A 15,925-nucleotide genomic window follows, 5' to 3' on the forward strand; every position below is an offset into this window, starting at 1 on the left:
CGCTGATTATTTAGCCGTTAATTTAACTTCTTTCCAAACATTATTTTCTAAAACTTCGTACGCAATAGAATTTTCATTGCTGTAACCAACAGACGAATAATTAGAATTACCATTTGTAACAACTACTCTGTAAACACCCGTTTTTGAAGTAGTTTCGAATTTAGCAATAACTTGATTTCCGTTTTCTGACATCAGCATAAAACCACCATTTTGTAAGTCAATTTTTTGATAATTTTTTGAACCATCTGTTAAAAGATTTGAAATGGTTACGTCCGCACTTTTAGGTTCGGGAGTAGCGACTTTGTTTACTTCTTTTTTCGATTGTTCCAATTTAGTCATTGGAATAGAAGTTTTCGCATTTTGAGTTTTTAGTTTCATCAAAGCAAGTTTTAATGCTTCTTGATATCCTTTATCAAACTCTTTTATTTTTGAAGTTCCTTCAAAAGTTTCAATATTATTTTGAGAACAATCCGTAAAAACGACTTCTAATTTATTATTTAAAAAACTCTTTACTTTAAGAATATCAGTATTTAATACAGAGCATGGAGTTTGAGTGACTTCTTGAGGCCAAGTTGACTTGTCAGAAGGTAAAACTTCATATTTTTTTTGAGTTAATAAATATCTCAATCGGTTATTTAATTGATACTGATCTTGTTCAAAACCCGAAAATTTTTCTGGAATATGAATATATTTATAATCATTTACTTCTTGTGCATTTACAGTTGAGATACTGCATAAAAGTAATGTTGCTATTAAGTTTTTCATGTAAAAAGTTATTTGTATCAAATATAAAAAAAAGCATTCAAACTTAGGTGATAATACTATTTTATGATAATTTTTAATTAAAATAGTATTCTAATTATATAATATTGTATTAATTCAATAATAATTGTTTAAATTTAATCAATAAAAAATCATAAAATTATGTCAATATTAAAAGATAAAGTTGCCATTGTAACTGGTGCAGGTTCTGGGATTGGAAAAGCTGTTGCTGAATTGTATGCAAAGGAAGGCGCAAAAGTTGTCGTTTCTGATATTAATGAAGAAGGTGGAAAAGAAGTTGTCGAAATCATTAAAAAAAATGGAGGAGAAGCGTTTTTTTTCAAAGCTGATACTGCTTTGGCAGAAGACAACGAAGCCTTAGTGAATAAAGCGGTTGAGGTGTATGGAAAATTGGATATTGCTTGTAATAATGCAGGAATTGGAGGTCCTGCTGCATTAACAGAAGATTATCCGTTGGATGGTTGGAAAAAAGTAATTGACATTAATTTTAATGGTGTTTTTTATGGATGTAAATATCAACTACAAGCAATGGAAAAAAATGGAGGAGGTGCTATTGTGAACATGGCTTCTATTCATGGAGAGGTAGCAGCACCAATGAGTTCTGCTTATACTTCTGCTAAACATGGAGTAGTTGGATTGACGAAAAATATTGGAGCAGAATATGGGCCAAAAAATATTCGTTGTAACGCTGTTGGTCCTGGTTATATTATGACCCCTTTATTATCAAATAATTTGAGTGCAGATCATTTAGAAGTATTGGTTACAAAACATCCAATGGGTCGTTTAGGTCAACCAGAAGAAGTTGCTGAATTGGTTTTATTCTTAAGTTCGGACAAAGCATCTTTTATGACAGGAGGTTATTATCTTGTAGATGGAGGATACACAGCTGTTTAGAATATTTTTGATCTTATCTTAAAGGATTGAATGGATAATTAGCATTTAATCCTTAATTTTGCTTAAACGAAATACAAACAAGCAATGAAATTTTTTATCGATACAGCAAACTTAGCTGATATTAAAGAAGCGCAAGATTTAGGGATTTTAGATGGTGTGACAACGAATCCATCTTTAATGGCGAAAGAAGGAATTACTGGTCAAGAAAATATTATCAATCACTACAAAGCAATTTGCGAATTGGTAGATGGAGATGTATCTGCAGAGGTAATTTCTACTGATTTTGAAGGAATGGTAAAAGAAGGTGAAGCTTTAGCTGCTTTGAATCCTCAAATTGTGGTTAAAATTCCAATGACAAAAGATGGTGTTAAAGCATGTAAATACTTTTCTACAAAAGGAATCAGAACTAATGTAACGTTAGTTTTTTCAGTAGGACAAGCTTTATTGGCTGCAAAAGCTGGTGCAACTTACGTTTCTCCTTTTATCGGACGTTTAGATGATATTTCGACAGATGGTTTAAACTTGATCGAAGAAATTCGTTTGGTTTATGATAACTACTTATACGAAACTCAAATTTTAGCAGCTTCAGTTCGTCATACAATGCATATTGTAAACTGTGCTAAAATTGGTGCTGATGTAATGACTGGGCCTTTATCGTCTATTTTAGGATTATTAAAACACCCTTTAACAGATTCTGGTTTAGCTCAATTTTTAGCTGATTACGCGAAGGGTAATAACTAAGATTTATTTATAAAAAAACTATACGCGAAAAAAAGCTCATCAAATTTTGATGAGCTTTTTTATGTACATACTTTTCAATTAAGCTTCAACAGCTGCTAAAGCTTCAACAAAAATATTAACTTGATCTAATACTTTATTTTTTAATTCCTCATTTACAATTTCATTGTTTTGGAAATTATCGTGAAAAGAAGGAAATGTAGTACTTGCTACAATCTCTCCGCTTGCAAACATTCCGAAATATTTTGTTGCAACTTCCATCACGTTTCCGCCACCGTATCCACCTGGAGAAGTACTTAATAACAATAATTTTTTTCCTTTTAAATAAGGCATATTAATACGAGAAACCCAATCTAAAATGTTTTTTAAAGCAACAGAAAAATTACCATTATGCTCTGCTAAAGAAATGACCAAGCCATCTGCATCTTGTACTTTTTTGTAAAAATCTTGCGCTTCTTGTGGAAACCCATTTTCTACTTGTCGATCAGTGGAATAAATTGGCATTTCAAAATCATTAATATCGATTAAATCAATTTCTGCATTTTCGATTTGATTTAATGTATAATTTAATAATTGTTTATTGATTGATGTTTTGCTGTTACTTCCGGCAAATGCTAAAATTTTCATATTTCTATTTCGTTATTTTATTTTGATAAAGCAAATTTATCGCAACACCAAGCAATTTTTATTGACCTATGTTAGGAAATGATAAATAACTTAAATTTTATTTTTAAATTCATTTACCTTTTTCATTAACTCGTTATTTAATTCTTCGTTTGAGATTTTTCCGTCCGAAAAATTTTCGTCAAATTTTGGTAAAGAAAAATCAATTAAGATGGTTCCTCCAAGTTTTGTTAACAATTTAGATCCTGCCTCCAAAGCATTTTTTCCTCCATATCCACCTGGAGAAGTGCTCATAACAAATAGTTTTTTACCTTCGAGAAATTTGTAATTGATACGAGAACACCAATCCATATAACTTTTAAAAACAGCTGAAAAACTTGCGTTGTGTTCTGCTAATGAAATGATAAGAATATCTGAATCGACTAATTTTGAATAGAATCTTTTGACTTCATCAGAGAAGCCTTCGTTTTTTTCGATGTCAATATCAAAAGTTGGAATATTGTAATCATCTAAATCTAAAATTTCAATTTCATGTTCATTCAACAAAGATGAAGCATAGGTTACCAATTGTTTGTTAATAGATGTTGAACTATTACTTCCTGCAAAAGCTTTAATTATCATAGTGTTATTGTTATTTATCTTTTATAATAGGTCGCATTAAACCTTCTTGCGCTACACTACAAATCAATTCTCCAGATCGATTAAAAAGATTTCCTCTCGTAAAACCTCTTGTGTCTACAGCACTCGGAGAAGTTACATTGACTAAAATCCAATCCTGTAAATTTGGTTTGCGGTGAAACCAAATCGAATGATCTAAACTTGCCATTTGTGTATTCCCGAAATGAGCTTTGGACGCATGTGGTTTTATGGCTGTCGAAAGTAAATTATAATCCGAACTATATGCCATTAATTGGTGTACAATCGGCAAAGGTAAATTATCAGGCACATCATTAAATGTTAACCAAACATTACTTTTATTCGGATAGTCTTTCTTTTCGAAAGGATTCATCAATTCAACTGGTTTGAAATCTAATGGTCGCTCAGCTAAAACAAATCGCATAATTGATTTGGGTAAAATTGATCCAAATTGTTCTGCAACATCATTCCAACTCATCAATTCTTCAGGTGGTGTGACAACAGGCATCTCATCTTGATGTTCGTAACCTTCTTGTTTTAATTGAAAAGAACATGCCATCACAAAAATCGGAACATTGTCTTGTTTTGCTGTGACAACACGTGTACTAAAGCTTCCTCCATCGCGAAGATTTGCAACTTCAAAATAGATTAGTTTTTCTAAATCTCCTGGTAAAATAAAATAAGAGTGAAGGGAATGACAAAAACGATCTGAAGGTACAGTTTGATAAGCGGCATGTAACGCTTGGCTTACGACTTGACCTCCAAAAACGTTTGGACTTCCCATAAAAGAACTTTTCCCTTCGAATAGATTTGTTTCTAATTTTTTGAGTGAAATCAATTCGATGAGTTCTTGAGTCGTTTTCATTATAAAGTTTAAAATTTCAAATTATTTAATTTCTGCATATTTTGTTCCAATGCAGTTTTATATTCTTTTTTCATTCTAGTGATTAATTCTGCTGTCGAAATAACATCGTGAATTCCTGAAACACCATGACCAGCTGACCAAATGTCTTTCCATGCTTTATGTCCGTCACCGCCGATTAGTTTAGAAAAATCTTCTTCTTTCTTTTCGTCTAAATCAATTCCAGAATGAATAATACTTGGTTTCAAAAAATTAGCATTTACGCCAGAAATTCCATCCGTATATAGCACGTCTTCAAAAGTAGAATCGACTAACATTTTTTTATAATCTTCTTCAGCATAAGCTTCTTTTGTAGCGATAAATCGAGTTCCAATATACGCAAAGTCAGCTCCCATATTTTCAGCTGCTAAGATATCATTTCCATCGTTCATAGCACCTGCTAAAATCAAGCAACCATCGTAAAATGTTCGAATATCATCAATCAAAGCAAAAGGATTAGCTGTACCTGCATGACCGCCGGCACCCGAAGCAACTGCAATTATTCCATCAACCCCCGCTTCAGCAGCTTTTTCTGCATGACGTTTTTTGATTACATCATGAAAAACCAAACCACCATAGCTATGTACAGCGTCTACAACTTGTTTTACAGCACCAAGCGAAGTAATAATAAGTGGTACTCTATATTTTGCACACAAAGATAAGTCAGTTTCTAATCTTGGATTCGTTTTATTAACAATTAAATTAACGCCAAATGGAGCTGTTTTTTTTCCCGTTTCATCTTCAAATTGTTTTAATTGAGTAGTGATATCAATTAACATTTGCTCGAAATCTTCGGCAGTCCTTCCATTGAGAGAAGGAAATGTTCCACAAACACCATTTTTACAAGCTTCTACAACTAATTCTGTTCTTGAAACTAAGAACATTGGTGATGTAATTAAGGGTAGGTCTAAACTATTTTTAAATTCGTGTAAAGTCATTTTTAAAATTTTCTAATGTGGTTACATCTGCAATATAAGTATAAATTAATTTTAGGAAAATAAAAATTCCTTCACAATTTCTAAATGTAGAAGCAAATCCTTTAATGTATCTTTGCAAACGAAAATAAATAATACATTGGAGTTAAAAGAACATTTAAGACGTAATATAAAATTAGCATTTCCAGTAATGATTACTCAAATGGGGCAGATTTCTGTCAACATTATAGATAATATTATGGTGGGAGGTTTAGGTGGAAAATACGATAATATTGAGGATGAAGTTTTAGGAAAAACAGCTTTAGCTGCAGCATCGTTAGGAAATTCATTGTTTTTTGCTGTATTAGTATTTGCCTTTGGATTTAGTTTTGCTTTGTCACCTTTGATAGCCGCAGAAGATTCGAAAGGAGATAAAAAAATGGCAGCAAGTTATTTTTCGCATAGTTTTGTTTTAAATGTTACTTTATCGATTGGCTTATTCTTATTGATTACGTTCTTAAAACCATTAATGTATCACATGGGACAACCAGAAGATGTAGTCGAAAAATGTATTCCATATTTAACGATCATGACGTTTTCTATGATTCCTTTGATGGTTTTCCAAACGTTTCGTCAATTATCTGAAGGCTTATCTTTGACTGTCCCTGTAACTATTGCAACTGTTTTGAGTAATGTTATCAATATTGCGTTAAACTATGGATGGATTTATGGGAATTGGGGATTTCCTCGTTTAGAAGTTGCTGGTGCAGCTTGGGGAACATTTGTTGCTCGTTTGGTGATGATGATTTTCTTGGTTGTTGTATTACTTAATTTTAAGAAAACAAAAGCAGTACTACAAGAAGTTCAGTTCAAAACAAGTAATTTTAAGAAAGTTATTTTTCGAAAAATTGCAGGAATTGGTATTCCAACTGCCTTGACTTCATTTTTTGAAATGAGTGCGTTCTCTTTGGCAGCTTTTGTTTGTGGATATACGTTTACAAATTCTATTGCTGATCAAGAACTGGCAAAAGTAAATTTGGCTGCGCATCAAATTGCAATAAACCTTGCTTCGACGACATTTATGATGTGTACTGGAATTGGAGTGGCGGCAACTGTTAGAATTGGAAATCAATTGGGATTAAAGGATTATAAAACCTTACGAGAAGCTGGCTGGTCTTGTATTTTGATGGTGTTAACTTTTATGATATTCTGTGGAATTTTATTTATTGTTTTTCGTTATCAACTGCCAACCATTTATTTAGATAATCCAGAAGTCATAAATATGGCTGCTTCGTTATTAATTATAGCCTCTCTTTTCCAGATGTCAGATGGAGTACAATTGGTATTGTTAGGAGCTTTGCGAGGAATGACGGATGTTAAAATCCCTTCAATATTGACCTTTATTTCATATTGGTTAATTGCAATTCCGATAGGTGTAGTGTTAGCAATTGTATTCGAAATGAGAGCTTTCGGGATGTGGATTGGTTTGGGGACAGGCCTAACAGCATCAGCAATATTTTTAATGATTCGATATAATCGTCAAACCAAAAAAATGATTAGGGAAAATCCTAATTCTGAACTAATTTTAGAAGATAAATTAAATAATATATAACATGGAATTACCAAAATTTTTATTGGCAGATAATTCAACAATGCCAGAGAAAATCTTTATTCTACATACAGAATATCCACGCTTTTTATTAGATGTTGAAACAGACGATATCGAGTGGTTTGAAGATATTTCTGAAGAAGAAGATAATGAAGAATTTAACACAGAAGTTGCAAATCTTATTGAAGACGCTTTAGATTTTTATGATCAAGAAATGTCTTTTTTAGATGAAGAAGAATAAGTCTTTTTTTAATAAAAAACCATAGTTTTTATTAGTGTACGAAATACACTAAAATATTTTTTTATGCTTGCATACTATTTTTTTTATTCATATTTTGCAACTAAGAAAATTATTCAAAACCATGGAAATAAAACGATTATTTGATTTTCCGCAAAATCAATTAGAAAATAATCCTCGAGAAGATGCATTAGTGTCCAAAGTAAACGGAGCTTGGGTGAAAACCTCAACGCAGGAATATCTTGCTAAAGCCAATGCATTTAGTCGAGGATTATTACAATTAGGAATAAAACCACAAGATAAAATAGCAATTGTAACTACTACTAACCGTACCGAATGGAATATTTGTGACATCGGTATACAACAAGTTGGTGCTATTTCTGTTCCGCTTTATCCTACACTTTCAGAAGATGATTTTGATTATATATTAAATAATGCCGAATGTAAGTTCGTCATTGTTTCCGACAAAAATTTATACGATACTGTGTCTGCGGTAAAAGAGAAGGTTTCAACGTTAGTTGGGATTTATAGTTTTGATGAAATTAATGGAGTTCCCAATTTTAGAGAAATTTTAGATTTGGGCGAAGATAATTCTACTCAACACGAAGTCGATAGTATCAAGGAAATCATTAAACCTTCTGAAGTTGCTACCTTAATTTATACTTCAGGAACAACAGGACGTCCAAAAGGAGTGGTCTTAACACACGAAAATATTGTTTCAAATGTGTTAATGTCTGTTGATCGTATCCCAGTATTTCCAAATCAAGCAATTGCTTTAAGTTTTCTTCCGATTAATCATGTTTTTGAACGAATGTTAATTTATTTGTACCAACATTTGAGTATAGGAATTTGGTATGCTGAAAGCATTGATAAATTAGGTGAGAATATGAAAGAGGTAAAACCTCATGTCATGACTGTAGTTCCTCGTTTAGTAGAGAAAGTTTACGATAAGATTTATAATACTGGAGCATCTGCTGGGGGGCTTAAGACAAAGATTTTTATGTGGGCTTTAAGTCTTGTAGAAGATTATGATCCGTACAATCCAAAAGGAGGATTATTTGGCCTAAAACATTCTATTGCCAAAAGTTTAGTGTTTAGCAAATGGAAAGAAGGAGTTGGGGGTAATTTAGTATGCATGGTCTCTGGTTCTGCGCCTTTAGCATCTCGTCTAAATCATATTTTTTGGGGTGCTGGAATTCCAATTTTAGAAGGTTATGGCTTAACGGAAACCTCTCCTGTAATTTCGGTGAACTGCATGAAAAAAGAAGGTTTTGGAATTGGAACTGTTGGAGCGCCATTAAAAGGTGTTGAAGTGAAAATTGCTGAAGATGGTGAAATCTTAGTAAAAGGACCAAATGTGACGCAAGGTTATTACAAAGATCCCGAAAAAACAGCTGAGGCTTTTACCCCAGATGGTTATTTTAAAACTGGTGATATAGGTGTTTTAGAAAGAGGTTTATTAAAAATTACAGATCGTAAAAAAGAGATGTTTAAAACTTCTGGAGGAAAATATATCGCTCCTCAAATCATTGAAAATAAATTAAAACAATCTCGTTTTATCGAACAGGTAATGGTTGTTGGAGAAGGAGAGAAAATGCCTTGTGCAATTATTCAACCTAACTTCCAAGTATTAAAAGATTATTTGAATATCAAAGGAATTGCTGTACCTGATTCTAATTCTGCAATAATAAAAGAACCTGCAATTTTAGATATTCTTAGTCGTGAAATCGATAAAAATAACAAAGGTTTAGGGCATTGGGAACAAATCAAAAAGTTCGAATTAACACCAGAAGAATGGACAATTGATGATGGATTGTTAACACCAACATTAAAATTAAAACGAAAAAATGTTTTAGCTAAATATCAAGAGTTATACAATAAATTATACGACAAGAAATAGATTTCATAAAAAAACTCAACTAAATATTAGTTGAGTTTTTTTTATGAATAGTTATAAAATTTATTCTTTTCGACCACCCATCGCCATCATCACGAAATAAAGTAATTGCGCTAAAGAACCAATTGCAGCAACAACATATGTTCTTGCGGCCCATTTTAACGAGTCTTTTGCACCTTCATATTCGTTTGGCATAACCATATTAGTCCCTTTTAACCAAGCCAAAGCTCGGTTCGAAGCATCATATTCTACTGGTAACGTTACAAAAGCGAAAACAGTTGTTACGGCAAATAAGAAAATCCCAATCCATAATAAAGTGGCATTTTTAGAAGATGCCATTACAATTATACCTAACATCAAAATCCATTGATTTAATCGAGATGCTAAATTTACCATTGGAACCATTTTTGAACGGAATTGTAACATACTGTATCCAACAGCATGTTGAACAGCATGTCCAACTTCGTGTGCTGCAACAGCTGCAGCTGCTGCATTGCGTTCATGATAAACTACTTCAGATAAATTAACTGTTTTATCCATTGGATTATAATGGTCTGTTAATTGTCCTGGAGTCGAAATCACACGAACATCGTGGATGTTATTGTCAGATAGCATTTTTTCTGCAATCTCTCTTCCAGACATTCCGTTTGCCAAATGTACTTTCGAATAATGCTTAAATTTACTTTGTAGTCGGTTGCTAACAAACCAACTAATTAGCATAAATAGTCCAATAATAATGTAATAACCTGTCATCTATTTTTATTTTATTTTTTTAATTTTTAATCGTTGTTTAAAATTCAAAAAGTATTCCAATAAGTGAATAAAGACAAAAATAATAGAATTGTTGGCTTTTTGGTAGATTTATGCATAAAATCATATAAATTGAAGATGGAAAACTGACATTTTAGTTAAAAAACATTCTATTGAAATTACAAAACTTAGTATCTTTGCGAGCTATGAGCATTCGTATTAAAGAAGTACAATCTAAACAGGATTTGGAGGCTTTTATTAAGTTTCCAATGCATTTGTATAAGGATAATCAATATTACGTTCCGCCCTTTATTAACGAGGAGAAGGAAACATTAGATGTTTCTAAAAATCCAGTTTTTAAGGATGCTGAAGCACGTTATTTTCTTGCTGAAAAAGAAGGGAAGATTGTGGGGCGTGTGGCTGCAATTATCAATTGGCAAGAAGTAAATAAACAACATAAACGTAAAATGCGTTTTGGTTGGTTTGATATGATTGATGATATCGAAGTGACAAAAACACTTTTAGCCAAAATTGAGGAAATTGGAAAAGAAAATAAATTAGAATATATAGAAGGACCAGTTGGATTTTCAAATTTAGAGAAAGCAGGAATGCTGACGATGGGATTTGATAAATTAGCAACAATGGTAGGTTTATATAATTATTCATACTATTCGCAACATTTAGAAGCATTAGATTTTGAAATGGCAAATGAATGGGTAGAATATGAATTACCTGCGCCAACAGAATTACCAGAAAAGGTCATTAAATTTAATAAAATCATTCGTGAACGTTACAAATTAAAAGAATTGAAGTTCACTAAAACTTCTAAAATTCTTCCTTATGTTGATGAAATGTTCGATTTGTTGGACAAAACATACAGTGAATTAGACACCTACGTTCCGATTGCAGATTACCAAATAGAATATTACAAAAAGAAATATATTCCGTTTATCAATCCAGATTTTGTAAATTGTATTGTGGATGAAAATGGAAAAATGGTTTCGTTTGCGATAACGATGCCATCATATTCAAAAGCGATGCAAAAAGCGAAAGGCAAAATCTTGCCTTTTGGTTGGTGGCATCTAATGCGTGCGAGTAAAAACAACGATTCTGCGCAATTCTACTTAATTGGAATTGATCCTAAATTTCAAGGTAAAGGCGTAACAGCATTAATTTTTAATGCAATGTTTGATACTTTCAAACGTAACGGAATCAAGTTTTTGGAAACAAATCCAGAATTGGCCGACAACGAAAGTATTCAAGTGTTATGGAAATCTTATAATCCAGTAAATCACAAACGTCGAAAAACGTTTAGAAAATCAATTCAATAAAATATATAACGTAGAATTTAACACGAATAAGGTAAATAAGCATGTTTGATATTCAGCAATTAGATCAAGAGTATTCGACTTTTAAACAAGAAGGTTTTGATTTGAAATGGTTAAATTTTGAAGATTTAAAGAATTATTTTTCACTAAAATCGTCTCAAAAAGAACAAATAGGAACATCATTTTTAGGAAATGAAATTTATAAATTAAGTTTCGGAACTGGAGAAAAACGTTTATTAATTTGGTCTCAAATGCACGGAAACGAATCCTCAGGAACTCGTGCAATGTTTGATGTAATTAATTTTTTTGAACAAAAATCAGAATTGGCTCAAACTATTTTGTCTCAACTGACAATTGATTTTATTCCAATGTTAAATCCAGATGGTGCTAATGTCAATACACGTCGAAATGCAGTTGGAATTGATATTAACCGTGATTTTTTAGCTAAACAATCGACTGAAATTCATATTTTGTTAGATCAAGTAGTGAAAGGAAATTACCAAACTTTGTTTAATTTACATGATCAACGTACCATTTTTAATGTTGGTCAAACAGCGAAACCTGCAACGCTTTCTTTTTTGGCACCTTCGTATAATGTTGAGGAAGATGTAAACGAAGTTCGTGAAAAAACGATGGGTATCATTCAATCCATGAATACAGCATTGCAACAAGTGATACCGGGGCAAGTAGGTCGTTATACTTCGGAGTTTTATCCAATGTCGACAGGTGATAATTTTACGAAAATGGGGTATCCTTGCGTGTTGTTTGAAGCAGGTCATTTCGCAAATGATTATCAACGAAATACGACGAGAAAATATAATGCGTTAGCAATTTTAGCTGGCTTAAATGCGTTGGCAACGCAGGATAAATTTCCGTTTGATAACTATTTATCAATTCCTCAAAATGGACAAAAATACTTGGATATATTAATTCGTAATGTTCAACTTAAAAATGAAGATAAGTTTTCATTTGTTGATTTGGGAATTTATTTTGAAGATGAATACAACGAAGAAAATAATACGGTTGATCAAATGGCTAAAATTGTTGAGATTGGCGATTTAAGAAAATTCATCGGGCATCTTGAAATTGATGCGAAGAAGCAAATTTATAAAGGAGTACAGAAGAATTATCCCATATTAAATCAATTAGCAACTTTCGAAATTGGTTCAATTAAGTTCAAAAATGGTCGATTGATTGACTAATTATTTATACATTTAAAACCTAAAACTAAAAATAAAATGAAAAAAATATTGGCAATTGCACTTGTAGTAATGTTAGGATTTTCGACGCAAACTTTTGCTCAGAAAAAAGTGACGAATCGCGTAATTACTTCAGAAAACGGAACAAAAATGTTGACAGGAGAATTTAACAGAGAAGCTTTAGAAGAAGCTGATTTTAAAGGTTGGTACAACCAAGAGTACGATTCTTACGAAGTTGAAAAAAGTAAACTAAGAGCATTGAAAGGTTTGAGAAACTATCGTATCGAAGTTTTTGTAGGAACTTGGTGCCCAGATTCTCGTCGCGAATTGCCTCGTCTGTATAAAATATTAGATGATATTAAATTTTCTCAAAACCGTTTGAAAGTGATTGGTGTTAACCGTCAAAAGAAAAGTTTTAATGGAGAAGAAATCAATAAAAATATAATTCGTGTTCCGACAATTATCGTTTATAATAATAAAAAAGAAGAAGTTGGAAGAATTGTTGAATCTCCTGTTTCTGGATATTTAGAAGAGGATTTGGCACAGATTGTGAATGGTACGCCGTTGACACCAAATTATACAAATGAGTAATTTAAAAAAAATAATTCTTGTCGTTGTAGCTTTTGTTTTTGGCGTGATGATTACGTATTTCATCATGGATAAATTTAAAACAGAAGATTATTCCGAACAATCGCATGTCATAGCTTATCAAATCGAACGAATGAATAAAATGATTGTTGCTGAACAAACTTATTCAGATTTATACAATCATACATCAAAAAAATCAGTACCTGGTTTTACAGATATTTTTTCGTCGGATAAAAAAGTAACACTTTTAGTGAAAGCAAAAGCACAAGCAACCTATGATTTAAAAAAAATGGATGTTGAATTAGATTCGGTAAATAAGAAAATTATAATCAAATCAATTCCAGCAGTTGAAATAAAAGTGTATCCTGATGTCAGTTTTTATGATATGGATCAAAGTGTTTTTAATAAATTTAGTAAAGATGATTTGAACGGGATTAAGAAGCGTGCGGTAGAGCATGTTGAGAAAACTGTCGATAAATCGAAACTAAAAAAAGAAGCACATCAACAATTAATTCAAAATCTTGGCGATTTGTACTTCTTGGCTAAAACCTATGGTTGGACAATAGAAGATAAAACGAGTTATGCAAACGAATTGAATAAATTATACGATTAAAAATAATTAAAAACCTGTTCGAAAGAATAGGTTTTTTTAGCTGAATAAAGAAATGAAGAGTTTCTTATTTTAGAATTAAAAATAGTATTTTCGCTTAATATTAAAAATAAAAATGAATTGGCGTAGATTTTTACTTCCATTTTCTGGTTTATATTGGATAGGAACTTCGGTTCGAAATCTGTTTTACAACATTGGAATGATGCGTTCTACATCATTCAATATTCCCATTATTAATGTTGGAAATTTGTCTGTAGGAGGAACAGGGAAGTCACCTCATATAATGTATTTGATTGATTTGTTGAAAGACGAGAAATTAACTGCAACATTGAGTAGAGGTTATGGTCGAAAAACAAAAGGTTTTTTAATTGCAAATTATTCTTCTAAGGTTTATGATATTGGAGATGAACCTATGCAGTTTTTTCAACGTTTCAAGAACAGAATCTTGATTGCTGTTTGTGAAGAAAGAGTTTTTGGAGCTCATAAATTAATAGATCATTACAAATCAGAAGTGATTTTGTTGGATGATGCGTATCAACATCGCGCAATAAAAGCTGGTTTCAACATTATGTTGACAGATTTTAATAACCCATATTACAAAGATTTTTTGTTGCCAGCTGGTGATTTGAGAGAGAGTGGAAGTGGAGTTCGTCGTGCTGATATTGTAATTGTAACAAAATGTCCTGATCGAATTTCGGAAGAAAAACACAAAGAAATTTCGAAACGAATTAAGTTGAAATCCCATCAACAATTATTTTTCTCGAAAATTGTTTATGATAACAAATTGATAGGAAGATTAGATGATGTAGAGAAATCAACTTGGAAAAATCTAAATGTTATTTTGGTTACTGGAATCGCAAAAACTGATGGTTTAGTGAAATTTGCAGAAGAAAATTTTGCCAATGTATTGCATTTAGAATATCCAGATCATCATAATTTTAGTCAATCAGAAATTGAGTATATTTACAAACGATACGAAGATACGGAAGGAAGAAAACGTTTTGATAAAATTATCATGACAACGGAGAAAGATTTTATGCGTTTGATGGAAGAATCCATGATAAAAGACGATTTATATTATATTCCGATTCGTATCGAAATTAACGATAAAGAAAAATTTAATCAAACTATTTTAGAGTATGTTGGAAAGAATTAATGAGGCTATAAAGTACATCAATAATTTATTGCCAGGTCAACCAGAATTTGTAATTGTATTAGGATCTGGTTTAGGAAAATTAGAAGACGAAGTAGAAAATAAAGTTGTAATTAACTACAAGGATATTCCAAACTTTCCTCAAGTAACAGTAGAAGGACACAAAGGTCATTTAGTATACGGAACTATTTTGGGTAAAAAAGTTTTGATGATGGCTGGTCGTTTTCATTATTACGAAGGGTATTCGATGGAAGAAGTTACTTTTCCAATGCGTGTTTTTAACGGATTAGGAATTAACAAAGTTATTTTATCAAATGCTTCAGGAGGTGTTAATCCAAATTTCCAAGTAGGAGATATTTTAATTGTAAAAGATCATATCAACATGATGCCAGAACATCCTTTACGTGGAAAAAATATCGACGAATTAGGACCACGTTTTGTAGACATGTCTAAAGCGTATGACAAAGAAATGTTGAACGAAGCGGTAGAGTTTGCTAAAGCAAATGATATTTTAGTTCATCAAGGTGTTTATGTCGGATTACAAGGACCAACTTTCGAAACACCATCAGAATATGGATTGGTACGTTTTATCGGTGGAGATTGTGTTGGAATGAGTACTGTTCCAGAAGTAATTGTTGCTCGCCACATGGATATGCGTGTGTTCTGCGTTTCTGTAATTACAGATTTAGGTGGACCAGAAATTTCGTTTGATGTTTCGCATGAAGATGTTTTAAATGCAGCGAACAATGCTATGCCGAATGTAATTAAAGTGGTAAAAAGTGTTATCGAAAATTGTTAATTTTCAACGAAAATAAGATAAAAAAGCCAACTTTTACACTGCCCCCAAAAAGTTAGACACTTTTGGGGGCATTTTTTATGGCAAGAAAAGTAAAATATGATGTAACATACAAGTTGCGATGTGTCAAAGAAGTTTTAAAAAAACATCATTCAGTTCATTCTATATCACATCAAGAAGGTATTTCAGGAAGTTTATTGCGTAAGTGGATTACTGATTATCATAATCAAGGAGCTTTAGGTTTAGAACCTAAGAAAAACCAAACGT

The 15,925-nt window shown here is 31.9% G+C and carries 18 protein-coding genes; 12 read left to right on the plus strand and 6 right to left on the minus strand.

What is annotated here, in order from left to right; all coding sequences use genetic code 11:
- Window positions 1–6: 6 nt before the first annotated feature.
- Window positions 7–765, minus strand: coding sequence for a hypothetical protein (locus HX088_RS06215; RefSeq protein ID WP_225538974.1), 759 nt, complete (start codon window positions 763–765; stop codon window positions 7–9).
- Between the two features lie 159 nt (window positions 766–924).
- On the opposite strand from HX088_RS06215, the gene HX088_RS06220 reads away from it, so the two are divergent.
- Both HX088_RS06220 and fsa read left to right on the plus strand, forming a co-directional pair.
- Entirely contained in the window at window positions 925–1,677 is a 753-nt protein-coding gene (locus HX088_RS06220) for an SDR family NAD(P)-dependent oxidoreductase (protein WP_260543374.1), read from the plus strand.
- 84 nt (window positions 1,678–1,761) lie between these two features.
- On the plus strand, window positions 1,762–2,418 hold the full coding sequence (gene fsa / locus HX088_RS06225; protein ID WP_171621728.1) for a fructose-6-phosphate aldolase: 657 nt from the start codon (window positions 1,762–1,764) through the stop codon (window positions 2,416–2,418).
- Window positions 2,419–2,496: 78 nt separating this feature from the next.
- On the opposite strand, the gene HX088_RS06230 is transcribed toward fsa, so the two are convergent.
- The 4 genes from HX088_RS06230 to HX088_RS06245 all read right to left on the minus strand — a co-directional run bounded on the left by HX088_RS06230 (window position 2,497) and on the right by HX088_RS06245 (window position 5,514).
- Window positions 2,497–3,042 carry an NADPH-dependent FMN reductase gene (locus HX088_RS06230; RefSeq protein WP_286483691.1) on the minus strand — a complete coding sequence of 182 codons (546 nt, stop codon included), beginning with the start codon at window positions 3,040–3,042 and terminating at the stop codon, window positions 2,497–2,499.
- 90 nt (window positions 3,043–3,132) lie between these two features.
- Complete coding sequence (locus HX088_RS06235; protein WP_260543373.1) at window positions 3,133–3,660, minus strand: NADPH-dependent FMN reductase; 528 nt, start codon at window positions 3,658–3,660, stop codon at window positions 3,133–3,135.
- 10 nt (window positions 3,661–3,670) lie between these two features.
- On the minus strand, window positions 3,671–4,540 hold the full coding sequence (locus tag HX088_RS06240) for an acyl-CoA thioesterase (protein ID WP_286483692.1): 870 nt from the start codon (window positions 4,538–4,540) through the stop codon (window positions 3,671–3,673).
- A gap of 8 nt (window positions 4,541–4,548) precedes the next feature.
- Window positions 4,549–5,514, minus strand: coding sequence for an NAD(P)H-dependent flavin oxidoreductase (locus HX088_RS06245; RefSeq protein ID WP_171621732.1), 966 nt, complete (start codon window positions 5,512–5,514; stop codon window positions 4,549–4,551).
- A 136-nt stretch (window positions 5,515–5,650) separates the two neighbouring features.
- Here HX088_RS06245 and HX088_RS06250 point away from each other — a divergent pair, with 136 nt between their 5' ends.
- The 3 genes from HX088_RS06250 (at window position 5,651) to HX088_RS06260 (ending at window position 9,237) form a co-directional block, all read left to right on the plus strand.
- Complete coding sequence (locus tag HX088_RS06250; protein WP_260543372.1) at window positions 5,651–7,102, plus strand: MATE family efflux transporter; 1,452 nt, start codon at window positions 5,651–5,653, stop codon at window positions 7,100–7,102.
- Between the two features lies 1 nt (window position 7,103).
- Complete coding sequence (locus HX088_RS06255) at window positions 7,104–7,340, plus strand: DUF8828 family protein (RefSeq protein WP_171621734.1); 237 nt, start codon at window positions 7,104–7,106, stop codon at window positions 7,338–7,340.
- A 121-nt stretch (window positions 7,341–7,461) separates the two neighbouring features.
- Window positions 7,462–9,237, plus strand: coding sequence for an AMP-dependent synthetase/ligase (locus HX088_RS06260; RefSeq protein ID WP_260543371.1), 1,776 nt, complete (start codon window positions 7,462–7,464; stop codon window positions 9,235–9,237).
- 60 nt (window positions 9,238–9,297) lie between these two features.
- Here HX088_RS06260 and HX088_RS06265 read toward each other — a convergent pair whose 3' ends face one another.
- Window positions 9,298–9,987, minus strand: a complete 690-nt coding sequence (locus HX088_RS06265) for a zinc metallopeptidase (RefSeq protein ID WP_260543370.1) — start codon at window positions 9,985–9,987, stop codon at window positions 9,298–9,300.
- Between the two features lie 203 nt (window positions 9,988–10,190).
- On the opposite strand from HX088_RS06265, the gene HX088_RS06270 reads away from it, so the two are divergent.
- The 7 genes from HX088_RS06270 to HX088_RS06300 form a co-directional block, all read left to right on the plus strand.
- Window positions 10,191–11,315 (plus strand): GNAT family N-acetyltransferase, encoded by a 1,125-nt coding sequence (locus HX088_RS06270; RefSeq protein ID WP_260544544.1) that lies wholly within the window; start codon window positions 10,191–10,193, stop codon window positions 11,313–11,315.
- 41 nt (window positions 11,316–11,356) lie between these two features.
- A complete protein-coding gene (locus tag HX088_RS06275) occupies window positions 11,357–12,514 on the plus strand; it encodes a M14 family zinc carboxypeptidase (RefSeq protein WP_260543368.1) in 1,158 nt (385 codons plus the stop codon).
- Between the two features lie 36 nt (window positions 12,515–12,550).
- Complete coding sequence (locus HX088_RS06280) at window positions 12,551–13,102, plus strand: TlpA family protein disulfide reductase (protein WP_260543366.1); 552 nt, start codon at window positions 12,551–12,553, stop codon at window positions 13,100–13,102.
- A complete protein-coding gene (locus tag HX088_RS06285) occupies window positions 13,095–13,712 on the plus strand; it encodes a DUF4230 domain-containing protein (RefSeq protein WP_171621740.1) in 618 nt (205 codons plus the stop codon). The genes HX088_RS06280 and HX088_RS06285 overlap by 8 nt, the downstream gene beginning before the upstream one ends.
- 112 nt (window positions 13,713–13,824) lie before the next feature.
- A complete protein-coding gene (lpxK, locus tag HX088_RS06290; RefSeq protein WP_171621741.1) occupies window positions 13,825–14,865 on the plus strand; it encodes a tetraacyldisaccharide 4'-kinase in 1,041 nt (346 codons plus the stop codon).
- Window positions 14,849–15,661: a purine-nucleoside phosphorylase gene (locus tag HX088_RS06295; protein ID WP_260543364.1), complete on the plus strand. Its 813-nt coding sequence runs from the start codon at window positions 14,849–14,851 to the stop codon at window positions 15,659–15,661. The genes lpxK and HX088_RS06295 overlap by 17 nt, the downstream gene beginning before the upstream one ends.
- Before the next feature lie 62 nt (window positions 15,662–15,723).
- Window positions 15,724–15,925 (plus strand): transposase (locus HX088_RS06300; RefSeq protein WP_286483694.1); only part of this gene is annotated, 202 nt, incomplete at its 3' end.

It is taken from the genome of Empedobacter sp. 225-1, from assembly GCF_030328185.1.
In the GTDB taxonomy this organism is placed as follows: Bacteria; Bacteroidota; Bacteroidia; order Flavobacteriales; family Weeksellaceae; genus Empedobacter; species Empedobacter stercoris.

Excerpts from the sequence above, each read along its gene's own strand:
- HX088_RS06215 (WP_225538974.1), bottom strand. The coding sequence starts at position 765 with ATGAAAAACTTAATAGCAACATTACTTTTATGCAGTATCTCAACTGTA.
- HX088_RS06220 (WP_260543374.1), top strand. The coding sequence starts at position 925 with ATGTCAATATTAAAAGATAAAGTTGCCATTGTAACTGGTGCAGGTTCT.
- fsa (WP_171621728.1), top strand. The coding sequence starts at position 1,762 with ATGAAATTTTTTATCGATACAGCAAACTTAGCTGATATTAAAGAAGCG.
- HX088_RS06230 (WP_286483691.1), bottom strand. The coding sequence starts at position 3,042 with ATGAAAATTTTAGCATTTGCCGGAAGTAACAGCAAAACATCAATCAAT.
- HX088_RS06235 (WP_260543373.1), bottom strand. The coding sequence starts at position 3,660 with ATGATAATTAAAGCTTTTGCAGGAAGTAATAGTTCAACATCTATTAAC.
- HX088_RS06240 (WP_286483692.1), bottom strand. The coding sequence starts at position 4,540 with ATGAAAACGACTCAAGAACTCATCGAATTGATTTCACTCAAAAAATTA.
- HX088_RS06245 (WP_171621732.1), bottom strand. The coding sequence starts at position 5,514 with ATGACTTTACACGAATTTAAAAATAGTTTAGACCTACCCTTAATTACA.
- HX088_RS06255 (WP_171621734.1), top strand. The coding sequence starts at position 7,104 with ATGGAATTACCAAAATTTTTATTGGCAGATAATTCAACAATGCCAGAG.
- HX088_RS06260 (WP_260543371.1), top strand. The coding sequence starts at position 7,462 with ATGGAAATAAAACGATTATTTGATTTTCCGCAAAATCAATTAGAAAAT.
- HX088_RS06265 (WP_260543370.1), bottom strand. The coding sequence starts at position 9,987 with ATGACAGGTTATTACATTATTATTGGACTATTTATGCTAATTAGTTGG.
- HX088_RS06270 (WP_260544544.1), top strand. The coding sequence starts at position 10,191 with ATGAGCATTCGTATTAAAGAAGTACAATCTAAACAGGATTTGGAGGCT.
- HX088_RS06275 (WP_260543368.1), top strand. The coding sequence starts at position 11,357 with ATGTTTGATATTCAGCAATTAGATCAAGAGTATTCGACTTTTAAACAA.
- HX088_RS06280 (WP_260543366.1), top strand. The coding sequence starts at position 12,551 with ATGAAAAAAATATTGGCAATTGCACTTGTAGTAATGTTAGGATTTTCG.
- HX088_RS06285 (WP_171621740.1), top strand. The coding sequence starts at position 13,095 with ATGAGTAATTTAAAAAAAATAATTCTTGTCGTTGTAGCTTTTGTTTTT.
- lpxK (WP_171621741.1), top strand. The coding sequence starts at position 13,825 with ATGAATTGGCGTAGATTTTTACTTCCATTTTCTGGTTTATATTGGATA.
- HX088_RS06295 (WP_260543364.1), top strand. The coding sequence starts at position 14,849 with ATGTTGGAAAGAATTAATGAGGCTATAAAGTACATCAATAATTTATTG.